The sequence below is a fragment of the Desulfosoma profundi genome (genome assembly GCF_055387865.1).
Genome location: NZ_AP042420.1, coordinates 1,709,514 through 1,734,745, shown reverse-complemented (window position 1 = coordinate 1,734,745; position 25,232 = coordinate 1,709,514). Strand labels below are relative to the sequence as shown.

Annotated in this window: 18 protein-coding genes; 15 read left to right on the top strand and 3 right to left on the bottom strand. The window is 56.0% G+C overall.

Features of this window, described 5'->3' with window-relative positions; all coding sequences use genetic code 11:
• The first annotated feature begins 90 nt into the window (after positions 1-90).
• Genes gyrB through ACZ5K9_RS07435 form a run of 4 tightly spaced genes read left to right on the top strand, consistent with a single transcriptional unit; the run spans position 91 to position 7,472 of the window.
• Positions 91-2,532 (top strand): DNA topoisomerase (ATP-hydrolyzing) subunit B, encoded by a 2,442-nt coding sequence (gene gyrB / locus ACZ5K9_RS07450; protein WP_464273791.1) that lies wholly within the window; start codon positions 91-93, stop codon positions 2,530-2,532.
• Between the two features lie 48 nt (positions 2,533-2,580).
• Positions 2,581-5,007: a DNA gyrase subunit A gene (gyrA, locus tag ACZ5K9_RS07445; RefSeq protein WP_464273790.1), complete on the top strand. Its 2,427-nt coding sequence runs from the start codon at positions 2,581-2,583 to the stop codon at positions 5,005-5,007.
• Positions 5,008-5,012: 5 nt separating this feature from the next.
• Entirely contained in the window at positions 5,013-6,032 is a 1,020-nt protein-coding gene (locus ACZ5K9_RS07440) for an NAD(P)H-dependent glycerol-3-phosphate dehydrogenase (protein ID WP_464273940.1), read from the top strand.
• 33 nt (positions 6,033-6,065) lie between these two features.
• On the top strand, positions 6,066-7,472 hold the full coding sequence (locus ACZ5K9_RS07435; protein ID WP_464273789.1) for a sensor histidine kinase: 1,407 nt from the start codon (positions 6,066-6,068) through the stop codon (positions 7,470-7,472).
• Here ACZ5K9_RS07435 and ACZ5K9_RS07430 read toward each other — a convergent pair.
• Entirely contained in the window at positions 7,453-10,920 is a 3,468-nt protein-coding gene (locus ACZ5K9_RS07430; RefSeq protein ID WP_464273788.1) for a hypothetical protein, read from the bottom strand. The genes ACZ5K9_RS07435 and ACZ5K9_RS07430 overlap by 20 nt on opposite strands.
• Positions 10,921-12,269: 1,349 nt before the next feature.
• Here ACZ5K9_RS07430 and ACZ5K9_RS07425 point away from each other — a divergent pair.
• A complete protein-coding gene (locus ACZ5K9_RS07425; protein ID WP_464273787.1) occupies positions 12,270-12,752 on the top strand; it encodes a phosphatidylglycerophosphatase A family protein in 483 nt (160 codons plus the stop codon).
• On the opposite strand, the gene ACZ5K9_RS07420 is transcribed toward ACZ5K9_RS07425, so the two are convergent.
• Entirely contained in the window at positions 12,710-13,435 is a 726-nt protein-coding gene (locus ACZ5K9_RS07420; protein ID WP_464273786.1) for a VanZ family protein, read from the bottom strand. The two genes, ACZ5K9_RS07425 and ACZ5K9_RS07420, sit on opposite strands and share 43 nt — an antisense overlap.
• A 182-nt stretch (positions 13,436-13,617) precedes the next feature.
• Here ACZ5K9_RS07420 and ACZ5K9_RS07415 point away from each other — a divergent pair, with 182 nt between their 5' ends.
• The 10 genes from ACZ5K9_RS07415 (at position 13,618) to ACZ5K9_RS07370 (ending at position 24,354) form a co-directional block, all read left to right on the top strand.
• The gene (locus ACZ5K9_RS07415; protein ID WP_464273785.1) at positions 13,618-14,709 is read left to right on the top strand and encodes a S1C family serine protease; all 1,092 of its coding nucleotides are present in this window, start codon (positions 13,618-13,620) and stop codon (positions 14,707-14,709) included.
• A 121-nt stretch (positions 14,710-14,830) separates the two neighbouring features.
• Positions 14,831-15,610 (top strand): enoyl-CoA hydratase-related protein, encoded by a 780-nt coding sequence (locus ACZ5K9_RS07410; protein WP_464273784.1) that lies wholly within the window; start codon positions 14,831-14,833, stop codon positions 15,608-15,610.
• 222 nt (positions 15,611-15,832) lie between these two features.
• Positions 15,833-17,491 carry a 2,3-bisphosphoglycerate-independent phosphoglycerate mutase gene (gene gpmI, locus ACZ5K9_RS07405; RefSeq protein WP_464273783.1) on the top strand — a complete coding sequence of 553 codons (1,659 nt, stop codon included), beginning with the start codon at positions 15,833-15,835 and terminating at the stop codon, positions 17,489-17,491.
• A 41-nt stretch (positions 17,492-17,532) separates the two neighbouring features.
• Positions 17,533-19,764, top strand: a complete 2,232-nt coding sequence (gene malQ, locus ACZ5K9_RS07400; RefSeq protein WP_464273782.1) for a 4-alpha-glucanotransferase — start codon at positions 17,533-17,535, stop codon at positions 19,762-19,764.
• Between the two features lie 161 nt (positions 19,765-19,925).
• Positions 19,926-20,330, top strand: a complete 405-nt coding sequence (locus ACZ5K9_RS07395; protein ID WP_464273781.1) for a hypothetical protein — start codon at positions 19,926-19,928, stop codon at positions 20,328-20,330.
• A gap of 64 nt (positions 20,331-20,394) precedes the next feature.
• Positions 20,395-21,522, top strand: a complete 1,128-nt coding sequence (locus tag ACZ5K9_RS07390) for a hypothetical protein (RefSeq protein WP_464273780.1) — start codon at positions 20,395-20,397, stop codon at positions 21,520-21,522.
• A gap of 40 nt (positions 21,523-21,562) precedes the next feature.
• Positions 21,563-21,712: a hypothetical protein gene (locus ACZ5K9_RS07385; protein ID WP_464273779.1), complete on the top strand. Its 150-nt coding sequence runs from the start codon at positions 21,563-21,565 to the stop codon at positions 21,710-21,712.
• A gap of 267 nt (positions 21,713-21,979) precedes the next feature.
• Positions 21,980-22,441, top strand: coding sequence for a hypothetical protein (locus ACZ5K9_RS07380; protein ID WP_464273778.1), 462 nt, complete (start codon positions 21,980-21,982; stop codon positions 22,439-22,441).
• Positions 22,434-23,537 (top strand): AAA family ATPase, encoded by a 1,104-nt coding sequence (locus ACZ5K9_RS07375; RefSeq protein ID WP_464273777.1) that lies wholly within the window; start codon positions 22,434-22,436, stop codon positions 23,535-23,537. The genes ACZ5K9_RS07380 and ACZ5K9_RS07375 overlap by 8 nt, the downstream gene beginning before the upstream one ends.
• 16 nt (positions 23,538-23,553) lie before the next feature.
• The gene (locus ACZ5K9_RS07370; RefSeq protein WP_464273776.1) at positions 23,554-24,354 is read left to right on the top strand and encodes a hypothetical protein; all 801 of its coding nucleotides are present in this window, start codon (positions 23,554-23,556) and stop codon (positions 24,352-24,354) included.
• 247 nt (positions 24,355-24,601) lie between these two features.
• On the opposite strand, the gene ACZ5K9_RS07365 is transcribed toward ACZ5K9_RS07370, so the two are convergent.
• Positions 24,602-25,021 carry a secondary thiamine-phosphate synthase enzyme YjbQ gene (locus tag ACZ5K9_RS07365; RefSeq protein WP_464273775.1) on the bottom strand — a complete coding sequence of 140 codons (420 nt, stop codon included), beginning with the start codon at positions 25,019-25,021 and terminating at the stop codon, positions 24,602-24,604.
• Positions 25,022-25,232 lie beyond the last annotated feature (211 nt).

Genomic DNA, 25,232 nt, shown 5'->3' with positions numbered 1-25,232 from the left:
CTGCTTTGAACTATCCACTGCGCGTCCGCGCCGCCACGGGTGGCGGCGCGGATCCGCAGACCCTCTCATGGTGTGAGAAAGAGACTTGCTATGGAGCACAACCCCGAACGATGGCAAGACGTACCTGAAGATTCCGTGAACGCGAAAGCGGATGAGGACTACACGGGACACAACATCACGGTTCTGGAAGGGCTGGATGCCGTGCGTAAGCGCCCTTCCATGTACATCGGCAATGTATCCACCGAGGGTTTGCATCAGCTGGTCTACGAAGTGGTGGACAACAGCATCGACGAAGCGTTGGCCGGGTACTGTGATCACATTCAGGTGACCATCCACCTCGATGGGAGCGTGACCGTGGAAGACAACGGTCGAGGGATCCCTGTGGACATTCACGAAAAGGAAGGTCTCCCTGCTGTGGAAGTGGTCATGACCCGGTTACATGCCGGCGGCAAGTTCGACGGTGGGGCCTATAAGGTCTCCGGAGGCCTTCATGGCGTGGGCGTTTCCGTCGTGAACGCCCTCAGTGAATACCTGGAGGTGGAAATCCGGCGGGACGGCAAGGTTTATTCTCAGCGTTACGAACGAGGGAAGACCAAAACGCGTCTCGAACAGATCGGGGAAACACGCCGTCGAGGCACTCGCGTGACCTTCAAACCCGATGCGGAGATCCTGACGGATACGGACCTCAGCTTTGACATCCTGTCGCAAAGAATGCGCGAGCTGGCGTTTCTGAACAAAGGCCTCCGCATTGACCTTATCGACGAACGCACCTCTAAGGAAAAGAGTTTCCATTACGAGGGCGGGCTCATCCAATTCGTGGAATACCTCAATCGGAACAAAGAACCTCTCCACCCTGAGGTGGTTTCCATCGAAGGCAAACGCCAGGACGTGGTCATTGAGATCGCCTTCCAATACAATCGCACCTACAACGAAAAAATCTTTACCTTTGCCAACAATATCAACACACGGGAAGGCGGATCCCATCTGGTGGGCTTCAAGGCGGGGTTGACGCGGAGCATCAAACAATATGCCTTGCAAAATAAAGTGCCCAAGTCGGATGTGGATCGCATGACGGGGGATGACGTTCGCGAGGGTCTCTCGGCCGTAGTCAGTGTGAAGCTTCGTGAGCCTCAGTTTGAGGGACAAACGAAGACAAAACTGGGCAACAGCGACGTGAAGGGCATGGTGGAGACCCTGACTTATGAAAAATTGAGCGCCTTCTTTGAAGAAAACCCAAGGGTCATCCGGGCGATTCTCGACAAGGTGCTGGAAGCCATGCGGGCTCGGGAAGCGGCCCGCAGAGCCAAGGAACTCACGCGGCGCAAAGGTATCCTTAGTGACCATTCCCTGCCGGGAAAACTGGCCGATTGTCAGGAAAGGGATCCAGAAAAGAGCGAGATTTTCATTGTGGAAGGCGACTCGGCCGGGGGATCGGCAAAGCAGGGGCGGGATCGCCGTTTCCAGGCAGTGCTTCCATTGCGCGGTAAAATTCTCAACGTGGAGAAGGCCCGTTTTGACAAGATGCTGGAGAACCAGGAAATCCGCACCATGATTTCCGCCTTGGGAACAGGGATCGGCCAGGACGAATTCGATCCGGGGAAATTGCGCTATCACAAAATCATCATCATGACGGACGCCGACGTGGACGGGGCCCACATCCGCACTCTGCTGCTGACGTTTTTTTTCCGCATGATGCCGGACCTCATCGAGCGAGGCCACCTCTACATCGCCCAGCCGCCCTTGTACCGTGTCGTGGCCGGGAAGAAAGAGCTTTATTTGAAAGACGACGCCGAACTGGACGCGTTCCTCGTGGCCCGGGCCACTGAAAAACAGCAGGTTTACATCGGGAGTCGTGAAGCCGCGCTCGAGCCCGACCAGCTTGTCAAACTCATGAAAGCGTATTCGCAGTACCAGGATTGGTTGGGACGCTTAAGCCGTAAGGGAATCCACCAAGATCTTCTGAAGTTTCTCGCTCACACATTGGCGTATCAGGATTTTGTCCCGGAAGACCAGGCGAGCATGGAGCGGTTGCGAGAGGCTTTGGATGCCGCCGGCTGGGCCGTATCCGAAATCGCGATGGAAGAAGAACACCGGGGCTACGATGTGGAGATCTATCAGCCGACCAACGGGCAAGAACGTTTTCGGCTGAGTTATGGATTCCTCAAATCCGTGGAGTTCCGGAAACTGGTGGAGCTTTGTCAGCAACTGGCTCCGTTGGACGAGCGCCCGTATCGCGTGGTGACCGCGACGGGGGAAAGAACTCTGGAAGATCCTCAGGCGCTGTTTCAATATCTCAAGGATGAAGCATACAAGGGACTCACCGTCCAACGATATAAAGGTCTTGGAGAGATGAATCCGGAACAACTGTGGGAAACGACCATGAACCCGCAGACCCGAACCCTTATGCGGGTTCGGATTGATGATGAATACATGGCCGACGAACTCTTCACTACGCTCATGGGGGATCGTGTCGAACCCCGACGGGTATTCATCCAGGAAAACGCGCTCGATTTTCGGGAGCTCGATATCTGACAAATTCCAGCAGATACCAAACGGGTAGTGCGTTAGGAGAGGGTTTTTATGAGTTTTGCGACCGTCAATATCGAGGATGAAATCAAGCTTTCATACCTCGATTATGCCATGAGCGTGATCATCGGGCGGGCTTTGCCTGATGTACGGGACGGGCTGAAACCTGTGCATCGGCGGGTGCTCTACGCCATGTACGAACTGAACAATGACTACAACAAACCCTACAAAAAATCGGCCCGCATTGTCGGCGATGTCATCGGTAAGTACCACCCCCACGGAGACGCTGCGGTCTACGATACGATCGTTCGCATGGCCCAGGACTTTTCCATGCGCTATCCCTTGGTGGATGGCCAGGGAAATTTTGGATCCATAGACGGGGATCCACCGGCGGCCATGCGGTACACAGAAATCCGTATGGCTCGGTTGGCCCACGAGTTTCTTCACGACATTGAAAAAGAAACCGTAGATTTTTTGCCCAACTACGACAACTCCCTAAAAGAGCCTTCTGTTCTGCCCACTCGGGTCCCAAACCTCCTTCTGAACGGTGCGTCGGGCATCGCCGTGGGCATGGCCACCAATATTCCCCCGCACAATATCACGGAGCTGTGCCGTGGGCTCCAGCTGCTTTTGAAGAACCCGGAAGCCGGGATTGCAGATCTCATGCGCCACGTGCGCGGGCCTGATTTTCCTACCGGCGGATTCATCATTGGGACGGAAGCGATCCGAGAGGCCTATGAAACAGGCCGTGGGATCATCCGGATGCGAGGGCGGGTGGAGACGGAGGAGACGGGCAAGAGGCGACAGATCATCATCTCGGAGCTGCCTTTTCAGGTCAACAAAGCCAGGTTGTTGGAACGTATTGCCGAACTGGTCAAAGAAAAAAGGATCCAAGGGATTCAGGATATTCGTGATGAATCCAACCGGGAAGGCATGCGGATCGTCCTTGTCCTGAAAGCTGGAGAAAACCCTCAGGTCATCGAAAACCAGCTGTATAAGTACACTGCCGTGGAGGCCACTTTCGGGGTCACGCTGCTGGCGGTCGTCAACAACCGCCCTGAACTCCTCAACCTCAAGAGCTTGTTACAACATTTCCTGGATTTCCGAAGGGATGTGGTGGTGCGCCGTACGCGCTTTGAACTGCGCCAAGCGGAAAAGCGAGCCCACATCCTGGAAGGTTTGAAGAAAGCCTTGGATCATTTGGATGAGGTGATCCAATGGATCCGCTCCGCACCTCATCCTGCGGCGGCCAAACAACGGCTGATGGAATTCTTGGAACTCACCGATGGGCAGGCGCAGGCCATCTTGGACATGCGGCTGCAGCGTTTGACGGCCTTGGAGAGGGAAAAGATTCTGAACGAATACGAGCAACTGCTCAAGGACATCGAAAGATTCCAAGCTATTTTGGCCTCTCCGGCGCTGGTGGACGAATTGATCCACCAAGAGCTCCAGGAGATCATAGAAAACTACGGCGATGAACGAAGGACGCAGATCCTTCCGGAAGGTCCTGAAAGGCCGACCGATGAGGATCTCATCGACGACAAAGAGGTGGTGGTGACCATCTCCCATGCAGGGTATGTGAAACGAACCCCGGTGGACATCTATCGGATTCAACGGCGAGGAGGCAAAGGCCGCACCGGGATGAGTATCCGGGAAGAGGACTTCGTGCGGGCATTGTTCACGGCGTCTACCCACGACTACCTTCTGGTTTTCACGTCGCTCGGTCGCGTCTACTGGCTCAAAGTGCATCAGATTCCGGAAGTGGGCCCGGCTTCCATGGGAAAAGCGATTGTCAATCTTCTTCCGCTTCAAGAAGACGAAAAAGTGGCCACCATCATGCCTATCAGGGACTTCAACCAAGAGGGTTTTGTGGTCATCGCCACAAGAAACGGTGTCGTGAAAAAAACGGAGCTCCAGGCCTTCAGTAATCCCCGGGCGAAAGGTATCCGAGCCATCGCCATTGACGAAGGTGACGAGCTCATTGCCGCCTGCTTGACCGATGGGACAAAAGACCTGTTTTTCATGACCCGCGCCGGCAAGTGCATTCGAATCGCCGAGTCCACAGTGCGGCCTATGGGACGGGAAGCCCGGGGTGTGAAGGCGATGGAGCTTGCGGGCAGCGTTCTGGTGGGCATGGATATCCTTGAGGAAGGATACTCAATGCTTGTGGTCACCCGTAAGGGGTATGGGAAAAGAACGGCATCCTCGGAATATAAGGTTCAGGGTCGGGGCGGCCAGGGCGTCCTCAACGTCCGGATTACGGAGAAAAACGGTGAGGTTGTGGCTTTTCGCCAAGTGAGAGACGACGATGAAGTGCTGCTGATCACCAACACCGGGCGGTTGATTCGTCTTAAGGTCCGGGAAATCAGGGAAATGGGACGATCGACTCAGGGCGTCAAACTCATGGAGTTGGACGAGACGGAGGAGATCATGGATGTGGCTGTAGTGGCGGAATCCGCTGAGGAGGATGCGGGGCGGTGAGAGCGTTGGAACGCATCGGGGTGATCGGAGCCGGCAGTTGGGGGACGACTCTGGCCCAGCTTTTGGCCGAGAAGGGTTATTGGATTGACTTGTGGGTTTTTGAAAGAGAGTTGTGTGCAGCCATACGCGAGAGCAGAGAGAATATCCTGTACCTGTCCGGATTCCCATTGCATGAGCGCATTGTCCCGTCCAACGACATCGCCGCTGTAACCGAGGGTTCCCACCTTCTGGTGATGGTGGTTCCCTCCCATGTGTACCGGTCCGTTGCGGTCCAAATGGTCCCGCATATCCGAAAGAACACGGTTATTGTGTCCGCCACCAAGGGAATAGAAAACGAAACCCTGTTGACCATGTCCGGGATCTGGAAAGAAATTCTCCCTGAGGCATTGGGGGTTCGAGTCGTCACCCTCGCAGGACCCTCTTTTGCGCGGGAAGTCATGAGAAAGACGCCAACGGCGGTCACCGTGGCGGCGGAAGATCTGCAGACGGCCGAAGAAGTGCAGCAGGTTTTCCACACCCCATATTTTCGGGTCTATACAAGCCCCGATAAAGTGGGGGTGGAACTGGCCGGTGCGCTGAAAAACGTCATTGCCATTGCCGCTGGCGTCTGTGATGGTCTGGGGTACGGACTGAACACGCGGGCGGCCTTGATCACGCGAGGCCTGGCTGAAATCACGCGACTGGGTGTCAGATTGGGGGCTCATCCGCTGACTTTTGCCGGCCTTTCCGGCATCGGGGACCTCTTGCTGACCTGCACCGGTGACTTGAGTCGCAATCGTACCGTGGGGTATCGCCTGGGGTGCGGCGAACCACTCAAAGAGATTTTGGCGGACATGCGAATGGTGGCCGAAGGGATTCGCACCTGTGCCTCGGTGCATCAGATGGCCCAAAAAATGGGCGTGGAGATGCCCATTTGCGAGCAAATGTACCGAATCCTCTATGAGAACAAGGACCCACGGCAAGCCGTCTGGGACCTCATGGAAAGGGACCTCAAATCCGAGCTGGAGTTTCCCATCCCGGGATAGGGTTTCTCCGTGAGGAAGGGAGCCTGAAAAGCCATGGGCAATGAAGCACTTCAACAAATGGCGGCGCGGGTGCGGGAAAAGAAATCCGCCTACGAGCGTTACAACTTCGAGAGGCTTCAGGAAGAGGCGTTCGCCACATTTTTCGATCTCGCCCAAGAATATACAAGCCTCGACAACCTGTACCTTATTTGCGTGACGGTGCCGAAAGAGTTTTTCGATCTGGAAAGCCGACTCTACGTGTTGCATCACAAAACAGGGCGGCTGGAAAAGGTCTGCACCAGCGAAGACGGGCTGATTGCCGAAACGCACGCCCGGCAAGGAATGCTGCCCGAGTTGTCTGACAAAATCAAAGAGACGGAGGAATCTTACATTCTGCCCATTCGCGGCAATGTGGCCCTCACCCAGTGGCTGCCGTTTGCCGGTCGAAACTCCATACTCGGACTATTTGAAATTTATCCCAAGGACCGTGTCGACGAGAAGGGACTTTTTTTCCTGGAAAAATTCAGCAACCGTATCGGCTATAACTTGCATCAAAAACTCCTCATTCAGCAAAATATTCAACACATCAAATTTATCAACCAGTTGGTTTCTGATATTGAACACAATGTGATTTCTCCGAACCTTTATTATAAGCTCTTTATACTTCGGCTGAAAAAGGGCCTTGATAATTATCGAAAAGTCCAGGAAGATCTTCGAGATCTCATTATGTTCACCCAAACCCAGGACAGCAAGCTGTGCCGTGAACTTTGCGAGCTTTATCATGCGCTGGCAACGCACAACGACGCTTTGGAAGAAGAATACCATGCGTTGAAAAAGCACTATGAACATACCAGTCTTTTCTTAGAAACTTTGTTGCGTCGGGATCATTTCGAAAAAGGCACGTATGTGTTGCGACGGCAACCGTGCAATTTCAGGACGGAGATTGTCCAGCCTCTTTTGGAGCGGTACCTGCCGATTTTTGCGAAGGCGGGCATCATGGTTGACAACAAGCTGGATGAGATTCCCGACGAGGAGGTGACGCTCTTTGTTGACAAGGGGCTGATTTCTCAAGTCTTTGAAAACCTTTTCTCCAACGCCGTCAAATACACGCGGGAGGTTGAGGACGCCCACGGTCAAAAAGTGAAGTTTATTTCTTATCACCGAAAGATCCTAAAAAACTATTTCGGTGAGGGGATTCACGGGGTTCAGTTCAGTATCTTCACGACAGGCCAGCCCCTGAGCGCCGAAGAAGCTCAGCAGCTTTTCGATGAAGGATTTCGAGGCTCCAATGTGGGCCGAGAAAAGGGAACCGGGCATGGATTGCATTTTGTAAAAAACGTTGTGGAAATCCACGGTGGCGAAGTGGGTTGCGAACCGAAAAAGTACGGCAACACGATTTATTTCATCTTGCCTCTTAAAGAGCCTCAAGATCTTTCATCCCCTAATGCATTGAACGCGTAGTCGATGAGCTTTTTATTTTCGTGTCGATATAGGACGCAATCATTGCCTCATATTCTTTGCCCACATAATGGCGGAATCGGAAGAGTTCCGTCTTGAGGGAGTTCCAGTAGGCGATCAGGGCCTCGGCGTTGTCCAAGGCATAGATAGTTTCAGAGACTTTGGTCAGGAACTCATCCCGAAGCCGCGTCCGATGATGGTCGACCATTTCTTGGAGCAGCACGTGGTGTTCCTCCGTGAGAAAGGCCTTAGCTACGGATTGGGACAGCCGTGTGGAAAAATGATCGAATTCCTCAAAGGTGGACAATCGGGCCAAATCGTCCTGGATATCACAAAGCAAAGCCCGACTGATTTCCTCAAGGCGTTTGTGGTAAGCGGTCTTCAGGCTCTCGGCCTGTTCCGGGGTCGAGAAGGGCAACGTATGTATTTTTCTCATTTGCTCTCGATAGACGTGGCGTAGCTCTTCATGGGTTTGCGCTTCGCTGATGGCTCGCACCAGGGCCTCCACCTGGAGGCTCCCTCGCAAACTCAACCGGACAGCCGGCCCAAACGGACTTGTTTCCACCAAGAAAAGCTCGCTCACGGGATCCCCCGGCGGCGTTGAAAACATCCAATCTGCAAGGTTTTCCATCGAAATATCCGTAAGGTATTGTTCCAAGGTTTGGTGACGATACCGGACGGCACGGCTGAGTGGACGAAAACTGATAAGGCCTCCCGACGGTGGAGACGGGATGTGGCGGTGATAGGTCATCAGACCGATCATAAGCATTTTCAACGAGGCTTTCAGGGACAGAAAAGGGGGAAGGTTCTGAAAGTCATAGATCCGCAGACCGCCTCCAAAGGAATCCAAGCTGTAAAGCAAGTAGGCTTTTAAGGGCTCTGGCAGCTGCTGCACCTCCTGAAGGATTTCCATGGACTTGGAAAAGCACCTTTGGAAGTGTTCCAAGCCGAGGCTTCGCAATCCCTTTTGATGATGGATAAAGACCACCGGGACGTTCATGAACCCCATTTGCAAGTCGTGAAAATCCACCCAAGGAATCCCCATGAGGCGCAAGAGCCTTTCGAAGGCTTCAACCTGACGGCCACACCACAAGGACTCGTCACAATCTGGTTCCCGAGGGTATACCTGGGGCAGATTGCTGAGCGAGGTTTGCAATGCGAGAACACGGGAAACGGACGCAGATCCATGAAGAATGGTTCTTCCTTTGTCTCGGAGTTTCTCCTTGTAATACTCAGGCCATGAACTTCCCGTTTTGATCACGTGAAGACAGGCGTGACGGTAGTCAAGAAACACGTCGAGCACGTCTTCCGTTAGGAGACCTTCTTCGACCGAAGCCGAGGCGAGAACGGAATGGAGCACATAGGCGTCCAGGAGATCTCTGTCATGAGCTTCGGTCCACCGGGTGATGGCGGACACAGGTTCCGCGCCCTGGAAGACATGCCCGAGGAGTCCGTGATGTCGAATGAGCTCGAGGGTCAAATCGCGCACTTCTTCCTTGAGCCCAAATGGTTCCAGAATACCTCGTTGCCGCAAGATGTGCACGCTGCGTTCCGCGTGGGTCCAGATCCGATCAAGGATTTTTTGTTCTTGGGTGTAGGTTTCCAATTTGCCCAAATCCTGAAAGACCAGAGCCAATGTTAGTGCTTGGTACAATGGGGGGCGGACTTCCTGAATACGCTCCAGTAAGTGTTCGAGCGTTTCCAGCTGATGGTGTTTGGCGCCAATGTCTTCCGCCGCCAACGGCCCGAACTCCTGTTTGGCCATCTGGTAAAATGTATTCAAATCTTGAAAATTTTCCCTGTCCTTGAGGATGAGCGCTTGGAACTTCTGAAGGCACCGCATGACGTAGGCGCCCACCGATTGGCGCTTTCGTGTGGGACGGTTTTCCATCAATTGACCGAGACGATGCAGATCGGGCAGGACAAATCGAAGCAGATTGGGGCAGTGGTGGACCCAGAGCTGAACCGTGTCAAAAATTTCTTCCGGGACAAGGATCTGAGAAAGAAACACCTCTCGGATCCTTTTTTCAATGTGCGCCAGGTGCAGACCCATAATTGAGGGACTTGGCGGCCCTTCTTGATGCACATCGGGTTCGCTGTGGCCTTCCTCTTCCAAGTAGGTCCTGTAACTGGAAAGCTCTGAAAAAAGGCGTTCCAGATCGGTCACATCTTTCAAGCTCACATCTTTCAGCTTTCGCGTTTCGAATTTCCCTAAGAGTTCTTCGATGAGTCGCACATTTTCCTGCACGTCCACAAAGGAGACATCCGTGGCTTTGGTGTCCGAGTTGAGGGACAGTCGCAGGCCGGTGCTGTGAAGAAAGGTGGGATGACCTGTCAGCAGCTTTGTCCGAATAACATCCAGCTCATCCCCATGCATGGTTTCAACGGGAAGACTGTGGAGGGCTTGCTTGATTTTCTCCAGCCGACCCGCCTTCTTTTCCTCAGGGATGTCTGCGAGCAAAGGATTGAAGTTGACGATGCGGTGTGGGCTGACCTGTACGGTCACCCAAAGGAGTTTCAAGCCGGATTCGGGGCCTAGAGAAGGAAACAGGTGGCCGGTGCCGTGAAACTCCGTCTGCAGGAATTGTCGGAAAAAGAACGTCTGCCGTGGGATGGATCCGTCGCGAAACCGTGATCGAAAATGGTCAACCGTTTGAGCTAATTGGAGAATCTGGTCGACCTTCCGGATTTTTTCGGGATCGTAATCACACAGAACTTCCCTTTCGTAAGGACCTTTGTCCAGAAGTTCGTGCCACGTGTTGAGGAAGTCGAAGAGGTTAAAGAACTTGAGCATTTCTCGGAGGGCCTTGTATTGGACCCCGCCCATTTCACTGATGCGGCGGTCTTCCAACACGTCCCAATCCAAGTGGGGATTTGTAGCGACACGCACGGCGTCATCGTAGATGCGAAAGACTTCTTCGATTTGCACGGACGTAAGAGGATGCCCGAAGGACGCCGTGATTTCGGCCACACTCATGAGTCGGCAGATTCGAAGTTTATCCAGGACGCCTTGGGCTTCTCCACCCGAGGCGGCATGGGTGAGGGGTTTCAGGTTACGAGCAGGCATTTTGCCAAGCACGATGCGGCTCATAGCGCTATGGCCGGTGACGATGAGGACGAGTTCGGTCAGCTGAGCCGGCGTAAAACCATGGAGGGAGAGCTTTTCGAGATTTTCCAGAATGGGTGTCGAGGGACCCTCGAGGTGGTCCGGATTCAGGGTGTCTTCAATGGCTTGAAGTTTATCCGCCTGGCGTAAAAGTTGTCGGATAGGCAAAAAGGCCTCGTCGCTGAGTTCTCGACGGCGAAAAGGATTAAGCAGGCGGTCCCTTTCCACCTCTCCCGTGTGGAGAGATCGGCCGTCTCGGATCTGAGCCAATGCCCGAAGGACGTCGCCAACGTATCGGAAAGAATTGCGGTAAGAGGCCGTCAGCTCCGGATGGCATCCCATCATGCCGCTTTTTTTGGCATTCTCCTCCACATTTTTTCTGGAAATTGGCGCCCTGCGGGGCGTGCCTGGCAAAAACCCCCAAATTCCTTGGCCAAGGTGTGCCCAAGTGCAAGCGGTTCTGCCAACGTTCTGCATAGACCCGGGTGCTGGTGGTATCCACGAGACGGAGATCAAAATATGGAGCGAAGGCTCTTTCCCAGGGCGTCGGAATGCCTTTTCGGAAGTGGTGAGGGAGCGGACGGTCGAGGTGCGGCAAGTCGTCGATTTGTTCAAAAGAGAAAAGATCCACGTGCGGGATCCGAAAACTCTCCTGAACAAGACTCTCCGTAACGGGGTCATGTTGGACGTAAAAAAAGAAGTCTAAAGGATGGATCGGCAAAAGGCGGCCTTGAAACGCATACCTTTTGTGGGTCTTGAAAATATGGGAGAAAAGCAAAAACTTCTTGAGTTCCTCGTCGGAAAGAAACTCCACCTCGTAATCGGAACCTTTTTCCAGACATCCGGGACAGTCTGCGAGAACGACGACCTTTCCATGAGGCTCCAGAAGATCATAAATCTTTCCGGCAATGTAGCCTGCGTATCTAAGAAGCCGTCGTTTTTGCGGCGTCGGCTGTTTGGGTTTTGGCAGAGGCTGTCCGATAAGGTAGTCGTAGGGATCGCGCGGGAAAACGGCCACATCGAAAAAAGTGCGCCAAGATCGTAATTTTCGGATATCGTCCATGATGAAAAGCCGATGGTTGGACAATCTCGCGGTGAGGTCATGGGCGAGGAGGTCTTTTGCGGTGCTGAACAGGGCGATGTCCAGCCGCTCGGAACCCGTGGCGCGGACGTGATCGGCTATCACTTTTTCCACGGCTTCCGCTTTCACTCTCACATCCTGAACTGATTGCGCCACAAGGTTGATGGGAATGAGGTAATAACGTGTTCCTTGGTTTGAAAATCGGATAAGCAGCCCCAGCTTCTTGTAGATTTCATTCAGTCGCTCCACATGGCGGACAATGGCCTCGCGGTCGTTCAGGTCAATGTGCTCCAGGAACTCATAGTCGTCGGAACTCAATTTGTTCTGTTCGACGAGTCCAAAACCGTAGGCGTTGCCGCCGTAGCGACTGAGAAGAAATGACGGGTGGTCTTGGGCCGCGAAGGTCCCCATGGGAATGTCTTGCGGGTTGATGCCGTAAGAGGCATATTCCTCAGGGATGATGATGCGAAAGGCACTGTGGGGATCGTGTTCCGCAGGGTGTCGCTTCTCGTTCATGGAAAGCCTCAACGTGAAATCCTAATATGATCAGGATAACCGAAATCCTCGCATGCACCTTCTGTCAGGCCTACGTCTGGAGGCACACGGAGCTCCCATGCCCCTGGCCAAAGTGAATCCGCAGACCCCGATCGTTCTGGGAATTGCTCGGTTGGGCTTTTTCGGCAAAAGCTCTCGGGCCCCCGGTACGGTCGCGACCATTGGGGCGGGCGTTCCAACGGCCTACCTGCTTTCCTTGTGTCCTCACGGTTTGGCGTGTGTGCTCCTGGCATTGATCTTTCTCGGTGCGTGTTGGGTCTGTGACGAAGCCGAAAAGCAACTGGGAGGCGAGGATCCTCAGGAGGTGGTGATCGATGAGCTCGTGGGGTTCTTGTTCACCACCATCGGGATGACGCTCACGCCGCTTTCGCTTCTTCTGGCCGTGGCCTATTTTCGCCTTATGGATATCCTCAAACCATGGCCCGTCTCCGTCCTGGATGCTCAGTTGAAAGGAGGCCTGGGGATTGTAGCGGATGATGTGGCTGCAGGACTTTACGCTCATGGCCTTCTGGCCGTGACCCTGAGCTTGATCGGTTCCTGACGGAGCGGCACAGCGTGGTGCGGATTCCATTGAGGTGCCCGTCGTGTGAGCTGCAGGGTGATCGCCGTGCCGATACCCAAACCGATGAGATCAAGAAGAACATCCGTGGCACTGCTGCACCGGCCGGGAATCCAGCTCTGATGCCATTCGTCGCTCAACGCCAAAACAGTTCCGGGCAGGATAATCCATAAAATGAAGGGCATGAGCCCTCGATTCCGGAGAACCGAAAGGCGGAACCATCCAAGGTAGACGGCCATGCAGCCGTAGACGACGGGGTGGAAAACGTTGCCGGAGACGGGCAAACGAACTCCCTGGAGCGGTTGATGGGACAGGGCTGAGATAAAAAAGGCATAGAGCAAGGCGGGAATGGCGCAGACCCAGTGTGGAGCCTCACTGTCTCGGTATCGCCACAGAGCCCATAGACAAAAGACAAGACCCAGAAAGAGGGTCAGGAGAGGCGCCAGGCGTTCCGGATGGCCGGCGTCGATGAAACCTTTGACGAGAAAAATCCCGACCACGTGCAGGGCAAACAATGCGGCGAGATGGGTCCATGGGTGGGCGCATTGAACCGGCTGAATGAATGCACGGAAAGTACTCATGGGGTTGGGACGGCCCCAGGTCGTCAAGTGTCCCTTCGGTCTTGGCGACTTAACGCCGTTTTTGGTAGCCTTCGAGCGAATCATCAGCGCGGGGCTCCTTGAGCGAGTGACATCGGGATCAAAACATACCCTCCCGAGCTCAAGGGAGCAAAGGGTTTCTCGACGTTGAGTGCCTTGTGGGGGCTGCCGCCGAAGAGCAGTGAGCCGAAGCAAGGGCGCCGGGCGAAAAACGTCTTCAGATGCCAAGGAGGGAACCGGAGGGGAGGATGCGTAAAAATGGGCTGGGGTTGTGGGTTGTGTGGGTGAGCGTGGTGGTTGCCGCGGCGCTGCCATCGGGCGCATGGGGTCTCACCGAAGATGAAAAGAATAACATCGAGCTTTATGAGAAACTTGCCCAAGGTGTGGTCAACATCACGAGCACAGTGTTGGAGCGGGACTTTTTTTTCAACGTTGTCCCAAGGCAGGGCGCGGGCTCTGGGTCGGTCATCGATGAACGGGGCTACATTCTCACCAATCATCACGTCATCGAAGACGCTCGAAAGCTCGAGGTGACTCTGTTCAGCGGGAAAAAATACCCTGCCAAGTTCGTCGGTTCCGATCCGAACAGCGACATTGCCGTCATTAAGATCGACGCGCCGAAAAAAGACCTCAAAGTGATCCCCATGGGGAGCTCCAGGGACCTCAAGGTCGGACAAAAAGTCTTGGCCATCGGCAATCCCTTCGGTCTTGGCCAAACGCTCACCACGGGGGTGGTGAGTTCCGTGGGCAGAACACTGAGGGCTCCAGGAGGTGCTTTGGTGGAGGACATCATCCAGACTGACGCCTCGATCAATCCTGGCAATTCCGGAGGCCCGCTGATCGACTCCTCAGGGTTCATGATCGGAGTGAACACAGCCATCTTTAGTCCAACAGGAGCCAATGTGGGTATCGGCTTCGCCATTCCCATAGACACGGTCAAACAAGTGATCAACGAACTGATAGAAAAGGGTTATTATGCCTATCCGTGGATTGGAGCGACTCTAATGACCCTCTTCCCCGACTTTGCCGAAGCGTTGCAACTTCGGGTGAGCCGAGGGGCCATGATTGTGGAGATGGTCCCGGGCGGTCCGGCGGACAAAGCCGGGCTTCGAGGCGGCAAAACGCGAGCGCAGGTGGGCAATTACCTGATTGTTGTCGGAGGGGATATCATTGTGGGGATTGATGGGAAGCCGATCGAAAGCACGGAGGAGTTCATGCGGGCCATACGGCGCTATCGCCCGGGGGACAAGGTCACATTGGACGTGGTTCATTGGGACGGAGGGCGAGACCGCGTTTCGGTGGTCCTCGGAGAAAGGCCGCAAGGTTATCGCATGCGATAGAGAGCGGGCGTCTGATCCAGGCCTGCAACGCGTTCAGATCTGCGAAAATGGCCATGGCGTCCAGGAAGGGCACCGAGGGATTTTCGAACGAAGGCTCTAACAGGCAGGAGAGGAGATGACGATGTCTTACGAGACGCTACTTGTGGAAGTCGGGCAAGATTTTGTGGCCACTATCACCCTCAACCGTCCGAATCAATTGAATACGTTCACCACACCGCTGGCGGACGAGCTCACGCAGGCCCTGTGGACTTTAGATGGGGATGCCAAGGTGCGGGTGATCGTGATCAAAGGGGCGGGAAAACACTTTTGCGCGGGCATTGATGTCAGTGAAATGGCGGGCAAGACGGCCATGGAGTTGCGCGCGTGGATTGAACGCATGGAAACGCCCCTGGTGACCATCAGCAAAATGAACAAACCCGTGATCGCTCAGGTCCACGGGGTTGCCGCGGCGAACGGTGCGGGCCTTGTGGCGGCATGCGATTTGGCGATCGCTGCGGAGACGGCAAAGATCGGGTTGACGGCGATCAATGTGGGACTCAATTGCGTGGGCCCTGTCCTTCCCGTCTCAAAGTCCGTCGGGCGAAAAACGGCGTTGGAAATGCTCCTGTACGGTGAATTGATGGAAGCCAAAGAAGCCCAAGCGCGGGGATTGATCAATCGGGTGGTCCCGGCGGACGAGCTGGACAAGGCGGCCCATGAGTGGGCGGCCATTCTGGCCCAAAAGAGCCCCATTGCCGTGCAAATCGCCAAGCGCGGCTTTTATGTTGCCGCCGACATGGAATATGTGAAGGCGTTCGATTACATGAACGAGGTTTTTGCCCGGCTGTGCACCACAGAAGATGCGAAGGAAGGGGTGGCAGCCTTTATGGAAAAGCGGAAACCTGTGTGGAAAGGGCGTTGAGGCCATTACGGGTGCGCTTGAGTTTCCCCCTTTCGGCACGTCCGAGAACACGGGCTGAAGCGGGCTTCGTGGCACGGCGATGCCGTCGCCATCCGTTGTGGAGGACCGCATGGTTCCAGTCCCCGATGACAAACCGGGTGGGGCTTTCCAAGAGCCGCGAATATTCCCGAGCCTGAACATGCCAACCGTGCTCTCGGACGAACCTTCCTTAGAGAGGAACTTATGAAAGCGATACGTCTCCTGCCCAAAAACGGCCCTCGCCCCTTGGTCCTAGTGATTATGGACGGCATCGCCTACTCGTCGCACACCGAGGGGAACGCCGTGGCCGATGCCTTCACCCCGCATCTGGATTGGCTCTTGGCGCACTGTCCGTACACCTTGCTGAAAGCGCATGGCACGGCCGTCGGGCTTCCCAGCGATTCCGACATGGGCAATTCGGAAGTCGGCCACAATGCCATGGGGGCCGGGAGGGTTTATGCCCAAGGGGCCAGACTCGTCAACGAAGCCTTGGAGACGGGCCGGCTGTTTCAAGGCAAGACGTGGCGCCGCCTCATGGACTTTTGCCGTGAACACGGCGGCACGCTGCACTTCATTGGTCTTTTTTCCGACGGGAACGTGCACAGCCACGTGGACCATCTCAAAAAGATGTTGGACCATGCCGCATGGGTGGAAAAAATCCCGCGGAGCCGGGTGCACATCCTTTTGGACGGCCGGGATGTGGGAGAAACATCCGCCCTGGAATATGTGGTGCCGTTTGAAGAATACCTGGCCGAATTGAACCGACAGGCCGGGGTTGATTATCGGATTGCCAGCGGCGGCGGGCGCATGGCCATCACCATGGACCGGTACGAGGCCAACTGGGAGATGGTCGCCCGTGGGTGGAAAACCCACGTGGCGGGAGAAGGGCGATGCTTTTCTTCGGCGAGGGAAGCTATTGAAACTTATCGGAAGGAAATTCCGGGGGTCATTGACCAGGACCTGCCGCCTTTTGTCATTGCCGACGCCCAGGGCCCTGTGGGTCGGATGAAAGACGGTGATGCGGTGATCTTTTTCAATTTTCGAGGGGATCGGGCCATCGAAATCAGCCGGGCTTTTGAAGAACAGGACTTTCAAAAATTCCCCAGAGAACCGTATCCCAAGGTGGCGTATGCGGGGATGATGGAATACGACGGCGATTTACATATTCCCAAGAGTTATCTTGTGGAACCGCCGCATATTGAAAAAACCGTGAGCGAACTTTTGTGTGCCCAAGGCTATAAGCAGCTGGCCATGAGCGAGACCCAGAAGTTCGGCCACGTCACCTATTTTTGGAACGGTAACCGCTCCGGGAAATTCGACGAGACCTTGGAAACGTACATCGAGATTCCATCGGACCGAGTCCCCTTCGAACAAAGGCCTTGGATGAAGGCGGCGGAAATTACAGATCGCGTATTGGAGGAGATCGCCTCCGGGAAGTTTGACTTTATTCGTCTCAACTTTGCCAACGGCGATATGGTCGGACACACAGGTGTCTACCAGGCGGCACATATCGCCGTGGAGACGGTGGATCTCTGTCTCGGGCGAATCGTCAGGGCCGTGCGGGACGCCGGTGGCATCCTTCTCGTGACGGCGGATCACGGAAATGCAGACGAGATGTATGAAATCGACAAGAAAACGGGGCGAGCCAAACGCCATCCCACGGGAGAGCCTAAAGCGAAGACCGCGCACACGCTCAACCCAGTGTGGTTTATCGTGTATAGCGCGGCGGAGGGGTTCAAGGTCCGGATCGACGCGGCCGTGAAAAGTCCGGGGCTGACGAATATCGCGGCCACGGTGATGCAACTTTTAGGATGTGAGCCTCCCGATTTTTACGACCCTCCCCTGCTTCTTTTTGAATCGTGACGGATCGGCTTCGTTTTCGGGCTGTGGAAAGGAGGGATCGTTTGAGCAAAACACCGGATCGGGATCGGCGATTGTTGGAGCACGTGGCGGCCTTGTGTGGGATTGAAGCCTCCTACGAGGACATGTTCGGGGCGCAGCACGAAGTGGAGGACGAGGTTTTAAAAGCCCTTCTCAGCGGGTGCGGTTACGCGGCGCAGACCCCGCGAGACCTTTTGGAAGTGCTGGAAGTCATTCGTGGGAGCTCCGCCTGCCGCGTGGTCGAACCGGTTCAGGTCGTGGCCGCGGAAACACGGCCTATCGCCATAACGCTCACCATTGCCGAATCCTTCAGCCACGGCCGATACCAGTGGCGTCTTCTGCGGGAGAATGGATCGGAAGCCAGGGGCGAGGGGTGCCTGAGCGAGTTGCAGACCGTGGATGAGCTCAGCATCCGCGGGGGACGGGTGTGCCGCCGTGTGCTCTTGTTGGGAGAGTCTTTGGAATGCGGGTACCATGATGTGGAAATTCGCCTTTCGAGCGCACTCGAGGAGAAAACGGCGAGGCAGAGGCTTATCGTGAGACCTCGGCGGGCTTACCTTCCGGAAGGGTTGCGAGGTGAGAAAAGATTATGGGGCCTCACGGCTCAGCTCTATGGAGTGCGGTCCGAGCACAATTGGGGCATAGGCTCCTTTTCCGATCTGAGAAGGCTCATCGATTGGGCCGCAGATCTCGGTGCCGCCTTTGTGGGCATAAATCCTCTGAACCTGCTGTTCATGGAAGATCCTTCCAAAGTGAGCCCATACGGTCCGTCGAGCCGACGGTTTAACCACCCCTGGTATCTGGACCTGGAAGCCGTCCCGGAATTTTGGGAATCGGAAGCCGTGCGGCGCTGGTGTGGCGAGGCACAGATTCAGGAAGCCTGCAAAGCCCATCGTCGCTCTCCCCTGGTGGAATACGAGAAAGTGTGGCCGATCCAGTGGGGGGCCCTGCATCGGCTTTACGACCATTTTCAAGAAAAGCACCTGAAAACAAACTCAGATCGGGCCCAAGCTTTTCATCGTTTCGTGGAGAGCGGCGGCGTGGATTTGGAACACTATGGCGTTTTCCACGCCTTGGACGCTCATTTTCGTAGGCTCGATCGATCCTCATGGGGATGGCACCTCTGGCCCGCCCCTTATCGCGAAGTGGGCAGCCCTCAGGTGCGGGGGTTTGCCGTCGAGCATGCCGAAACGGTGAGGTTCTATCAATACGTGGCCTGGAATGTTCGAGAGCAGCTCGCTGCGTGTGGTCACAGGTCTTGGGAACGGGGCCTGCCGGTCGGCCTGTATGGAGACCTTCCCGTGGGGGTCGAGCCTTGGGGACTGGACACATGGCAAGATCCGACGCTGTACGCGCTGAAGATTCGTCTTGGGGCCCCGCCAGACGGTTTTAACCCAAAAGGACAGGAGTGGGGGGTCTGCCCTTTTCTTCCGAGGGTACTCAGGGAAAAGGCCTATGAACCCTTTGTGGCCATGCTGCGGGCCAATATGCGCGATTTCGGAGCGTTGCGTATCGATCACGTCATGGGGCTGATGCGTCAATTCTGGATCCCGGAGGGTCAGGACGCGCGGTACGGCGCCTATGTCCGGTATCCTTTCGAAGACCTTTTGGGAATCGTGCTCCTTGAAAGTCAAAGAAACCGATGTGCTGTTGTGGGTGAAGATCTCGGGACGGTTCCTCCACGCGTCCGAGCGGCGATGGAAGAAAACGGGATTTTTGGATGTCGGCTGTGTTTTTTTGAAAGAGCTGAGGATGGATCGTTTCCGCGACCCGAGGACTATCCAGAGTGGGCCATGGTTTCCTTTGCCACCCATGATCTTCCGACCTTGGAGGGTTTTTGGCGGGGTACAGACCTTCGGCTGCGCGAACGACTCCATCTCTACCCGAGCACGGAAGTGCGAAGGCAGATGGCTCGAGGACGGGCCGCGGACCGTAAGGCCTTGCGCACACTTCTCAGATCATGGGGTTTTGAAGACCCAGGGGCGCGGGAAAAGCAAGGGTGCACGGTCGAAGACGAGGAAAGTCGGTCTGTGGCGCGGGCGGCCGCCGTGTATCGTTATTTGAGCGCCAGTCGCTCAAAACTTCTTTCCGTGTCCATGGAAGACCTCTGCGGGATGACGGACCAGGTGAACGTTCCGGGCACCGTGAGCGAGCATCCCAATTGGCGTCGGAAACTTCCTCTGGACATAGAATCCTTGAGGGAACATCCCAGAGTTCGTGCCATCCTATCGGCCGTTGCCGAACAACGGTCGTGAAACGGTCGTGAGATTTTGTGAAATAGGGATCCTACCGAAACGGACCGAAGAGATCGCGGCGAAGGTCAATATGCCGCGGCCGTGCCTCAGGCCCTCCCTTTTGACTTCTCGAGATTCCATGTCAAAATAATAAAAAAGTGATGGAGGAATTGGGGTGGACCATGACGGTGCATGTTCTCGAGGAGAAGGAAAAGGAATCCCGCAGATTGCCTGTACCTCTGGTGGTAGAGGTCATCCCTGGGCAGGCGGCCGAGGGGCTTCTGGAAGTCTTTGAGCCTGGGAGCTACGAGGGGCGCTCGCTTCAGGAACTGGTGAACGCGGTCCTTGGACGGCAAGATTTGTCGGTAGAGGAGAGAGAAATTCTTGAAGATATTCTGCTTCAAATGGAAAGCGGTGTGCTCTTGTGCTGGGGACGGCCGCTTGAAGGAGATCCAGTGGAGCGGGCCCGTGTGGAGGAGACAGACGAAGGGGAAAAATACTACTACGTGGCCGTAAGAGCGCTTCGGCCCCAAGAAGGGGGGTTCGAGCACAGAGATGAACCGGGGGATCAGAAAGCCGCCGAATAAAGCGTCGGCTGGCAAGTTCTTTCATCAACTTCGCGGTTGTGCTGTTCTGCTTCATCAGGGGAAGGTGTATGTGCCCTGCCCCACAGATCCGCAAATCGCCTCGGAGCTCCAAGCCCAAAAAGCCTTCACCGGCATGATCGGCCATAACCGGGACCGTTTCGAGAATCCAAGGATCTTTTTTCATGACGCAATCCCCTTTGTCGAAGCTTTTTCGTGGGAAGACCTCGTCCGAAACGCGCAAACGCTTTTGCCAGGAATGGCCGACGAGTACCGAAAGCGGTCCCGGCGGGATCTTTGGCGGGTCGCCAGGCTGCACGGCAAGACGCTCGCGTCGGGTTTCGCGGATGTGGTGCTTTTTCAGGTCTTGCCGCGTTTCGTCCGCCTGCCGCAGGAGGTGAAATCGGCCGAAAACAGGGCTGTTTTTCTGGCCGTGTGGTTGGCGCACAAGGTGCATGTGCCCCAAAGGTTCTTTTCGTGGGCGGAGCAGATCCTTCGCGAGGATCCGGCGCGGCCGGAGCGGCCCGCGACGACCATAGCAGCCTCGGGATCTCGAGAAGGGAATGGTCCTGAGCTCATTTCCGGCTGCGAACTGGAGGATCGGTTAAGGAAGCTCTTGGAAAAGGCCTGCCGAGACGCCATGGGTAACTTCCTAGATGGGCTTCGACACAAATTGAAAGGTTACAGGGATTGGCCCATGGAAGCCCTCGGCTTTATGCTCTATATCTGGACCCGGGGGGCGCTGGAAGTCGATGGCTTCGGGTTTTTCCACAGGGCTTCGGACGGAGCTTTGGTCGTTTACAAGAGAACAGGGCAGTACGCCCTCAGGGACTATTATCATCGACTGTATGTATTCCCGGATTGCCGTGTGGCGGTAAACTCCTTAGACCTCTGGCCGGTCGTTATCGAGGAGTACAAGCATCCGCTTCTCGCGCGGCACCAGCCTTGGCAGAGAATCTGCCTGGGTCACTCTCCGGTGGGCCGATCGTTCACATCCACCGAGATCATCCGTACGCTGGAAGACGGGCTGAATGCCCTCTACTATGGATACGACCCTCGGAAGAGAAACGGGTACCACAGCCTGGACCGGTTCTCCGGATTCCACACAGACATACACTTCGAGGATTTGAGAATCTCGGCGGACGATCCTCGGATTCGTTCCGGAAAGATTCAGGTCACCAATGCTTTTTCATAAGAACCGAACGGCGGGGGCAGCCGTTAGTCCAAGGGGCCTCATGTCTTCTCACCATGTGGGAACGGACCCGCCGGGGAGGCGAGCGGACGGGGAGGAGTTCGACCACAGAGCCGTTGGATGGCCGGTGAATATCTCGGCGGTGGGAAATCTTCGGCTTCGCGACCATGTGAAGCTCATCGGGGAGCCTTGAATCATGGACGGCATGGCGCCGTGGGTATTTTGGAGAAGGGTGTACCCCATGGGACTTTTGGGAAAACACCGGGTCTTCTCGGCCGACATGGTGGAGGTGGCCGCCGGAAGCGCCGGGGGATCGTGTTGCTCAGACGGGATGTTGCCGAAGGCTTAGGCGGAGCCATCGGTGAGAAACCCAATCGACGAGGCCGGGGATTGCGCAGGGTTTCCATAGCGGAGCATCGGATGATGGCGGGTTAGAGGCAAGGCTTTGGAGACAGGGTTTATGGTGGAAAAAGCGGGGGAGTTTCGCCGACGGCTCCGGAAGATGCGAGAGCGGGGCAAGGGTGAGGAGGTTTTCGAGCCGGATCTGTTCACTCGTGCCGCGGCGGTGCTGAAGGCGAGCGGCATAGATCCCGAAGCTTTGATGAAGGTCTTGGAAGGTGAGTGTCCTGACCGGACGGTGGAGCGGGCGCTCGAGCGAGGTGAGGCTCGAAAGGCGCCTTTCGTGATCCCCCTTTTCGCCTTTGTGGAGCCGGAAATGTATCCGAGGATGGAAAGACTCTTGGGGCGCATCTCCGGCCCATATGTTCGTTGGGCGGCAACACTCGAGGATCTTCTGCTCAGCGAACCGCTGCATGAGCTGAATCCCGCGATTCCGCCAAAAGCGCTCTCGCGATACAGCTTTGCCTTTCTCTATCGTTTTTACATGGAAAAACGCAAGGCCGAGGAGGTGTCCCGTGATTGACCCTGTGGCACCGGAGAGCCGATTGAAGATCCAGGAAAAACTCGACGGGGTTCGCGACCGCAAAACGGCCCAGACGGTGGAACACATCACAAGCTTTGACAAAACCCCGTCGCAGCTCAAAGCGGAAATGGACCGTTTTGTCATCGGTCAAGAACGCGGGAAAAAGATCCTCGCCACAGCCATCGCCTACCACTACCGTCGGCTTGGCGCGGCGTTGCGCGAGGCCGTGGGCCAGTCTGGTGGAGACGTGGAAAAGGCCTTGCAGAGAGTCAAAACGCCGAAAGCCAATATTTTGGTGGTGGGGCCCACGGGTTGTGGGAAGACCTACACCTGTGAAGTGGCCTCAAGGCTGGTTGGTGTTCCTTTTGTCGTGGAAGACCTCACCAAATTCAGCGAAACCGGATACGTGGGACAAAGCGCGTCGGACATCTTGGTGGATCTTTTGGTGTCTGCGGGAGGGCATACCCTGACGGCCCAGACGGGCATGGTCTACCTGGACGAGATCGATAAGATCGCTTCGGAAAAGACGTTGACCAAGGATGTTTCCGGCAAAGGGGTTCAGAAGGGACTGCTGAAGATCCTTGAGGGGATGGAAAACACCATTGAGTGGGGAAGAGAGCGCCTCACCCTGTCGACGCGCCATGTGTTGTTCATTGCCGGCGGCGCCTTTGAAGGTTTGGAAGAGATTGTTCTGAAGCGGATGGAACGCCTGGGAGCCAAAGGACTGTGGCGGGAGCATCTCCTTCCCGATGATCTGGTGCGCTATGGAATGGAACGGCAGCTCATGGCCCGACTTCCGGTGCGCGTGGTCTACAACTCGCTCACCACGGCCAATCTCAGGGACATCTTGACGAGAAGCGAGGACAGCCCGCTTCAGGCCTTCGTGAAAGACTTCGAAGCGTGGGGGATACGTCTGGTTTTTACTGAAGAAGCCGTGTTGGAAGTTGCTCGGCGCGCGGAACAGGAGGGCGTCGGGGCTCGGGGCCTGACGAGCATCCTGCATCGCGTTCTTCTGGAACCGATGTTTTCTCTGCCCGGGACACATACGGGTGACTATGAAGTCAATGCGATGCAGGTCAAGGCTGCCTTGGCTTAGGGGTGGACTGGAGGCCATGAGAGTCAAAAAGCTTTCCGATCTGAAAAGGCCGGCGCTCATCGAGGTCCCCTTGGGGAGTCTCCCGGAGGCGGTGTGCATGAGCGGGTATGCCCGAAACAAGGCGTTTGCCGTTTCATCTGCGGTCCGGGAGCTCTACGGAGGAAGCTACGAATGGTATGGCCTGACGCTTGGATTTGAAGACACACCGGAGGTCATCTCCGACATCGGGCTGCCTCGAAACGCCGCTAACCTGCTCCAGTACACCCGCCTCGAGACGGGGGATCTGCTGGCGTTTCAGGAAGAGCTGCGGAAGGGGATGGTGATCAACGGGTGGATCCATTCCCATGGAGATTTGCAGTATCATGGATTTTCTCCCGTGGACGAAGTCAACCATCGCACGGTGCTGGATTATGTGGCTTCCCGGGTGCGGCGCCCTGTGGTCAAAAGGGAAATCCGCATTGAAGGCTTGACGGTCTTGGTCGACACGCCCGGAGACCCGGAGAGCCTCAAGGAAGGAACCGTCACGGTGATGACCGATGTCCCCGTCAAGAGGGCACGTATTCTGGAGACCGTCTACGGCTCATTTTGTTTTGCGCTCGTCATCGGTGACGGGGGATGGATGTGCCAGCATATCGTAACGAAAATGCGGGGAATTTTGACCGGTGCCACCGTTTATGGGGGAGCCGAGGCGCCCCTTGTCCTCACGCCTCCGGATCGGCCGCTGACGGAAGCTGAAGAGATGAGACTGCGGGAAGAGGTGCGGGGGAAGATCCGCCCCCCCGGGTCCGATCCGCCGGAGCCTCTGGAACGACTGTAGGGGGAGGGGGTGCACGTTACCGGGGCGCCATGGGGAGCCGGAGGGTTTTTGTCACCCTGGGGTTCGTCGACGTTGCCCGCTTGTGGGCCAGGGCGTGCCGCCGGGAGGATGGAAGCAGCGACGGCTTGGCGGGCGTGGGCTTTGGATGGGAGCGGTTGGGGGTGAGATGGGTTTTTCCAAGCGACATGGAGACGGCGGGGGCACGTTTTTTGGGGCCGCGGCACAGGCATCGCAGGGCCGAGGCGGATTAGGCGCCGATAATTTTAATGAGCACGCGCTTCCGGCGCCGGCCGTCAAATTCACCGTAGAAGATTTGTTCCCACGGGCCAAGGTCGAGCCGACCGCCGGTGACGGCGACGACGACTTCACGGCCCATGATCTGACGCTTGAGATGGGCGTCAGCGTTGTCTTCCCCTGTGCGATTGTGGCGGTAACGGCTCACGGGTTCATGAGGGGCGAGGTGTTCCAGCCATTGCTCATAGTCGTGATGCAAGCCGGGTTCGTCGTCGTTGATAAAGACAGAGGCTGTGATGTGCATGGCGTTGACCAGAACCAGGCGGTCCTGGATGGTGCTTTCGCGGACGGCCGTTTCCACCTGGGGGGTGATGTTGACAAACCCCCGCCGAGACGGCACGTCCATCCAGAGTTCCTTACGGTAGCTTTTCACGGCGGAATTCCTCCCGGGGCGTTCAAGGAAAGGGGTCGAAGCGGTGCCGTCACGGACAATATCATGGGAACCGGGGTGATGGAAAGCCGGGAGAGGCGCAGGATGTTCCACGTGGAACACTTCTGAGCCTGATGGTTTCGGACCTTTTTCTCCTCGAAAAAGCCGCGCTGCCCAACCGGCTTCCCTTCGTTCCGTTGTCGGCCGACCGCGG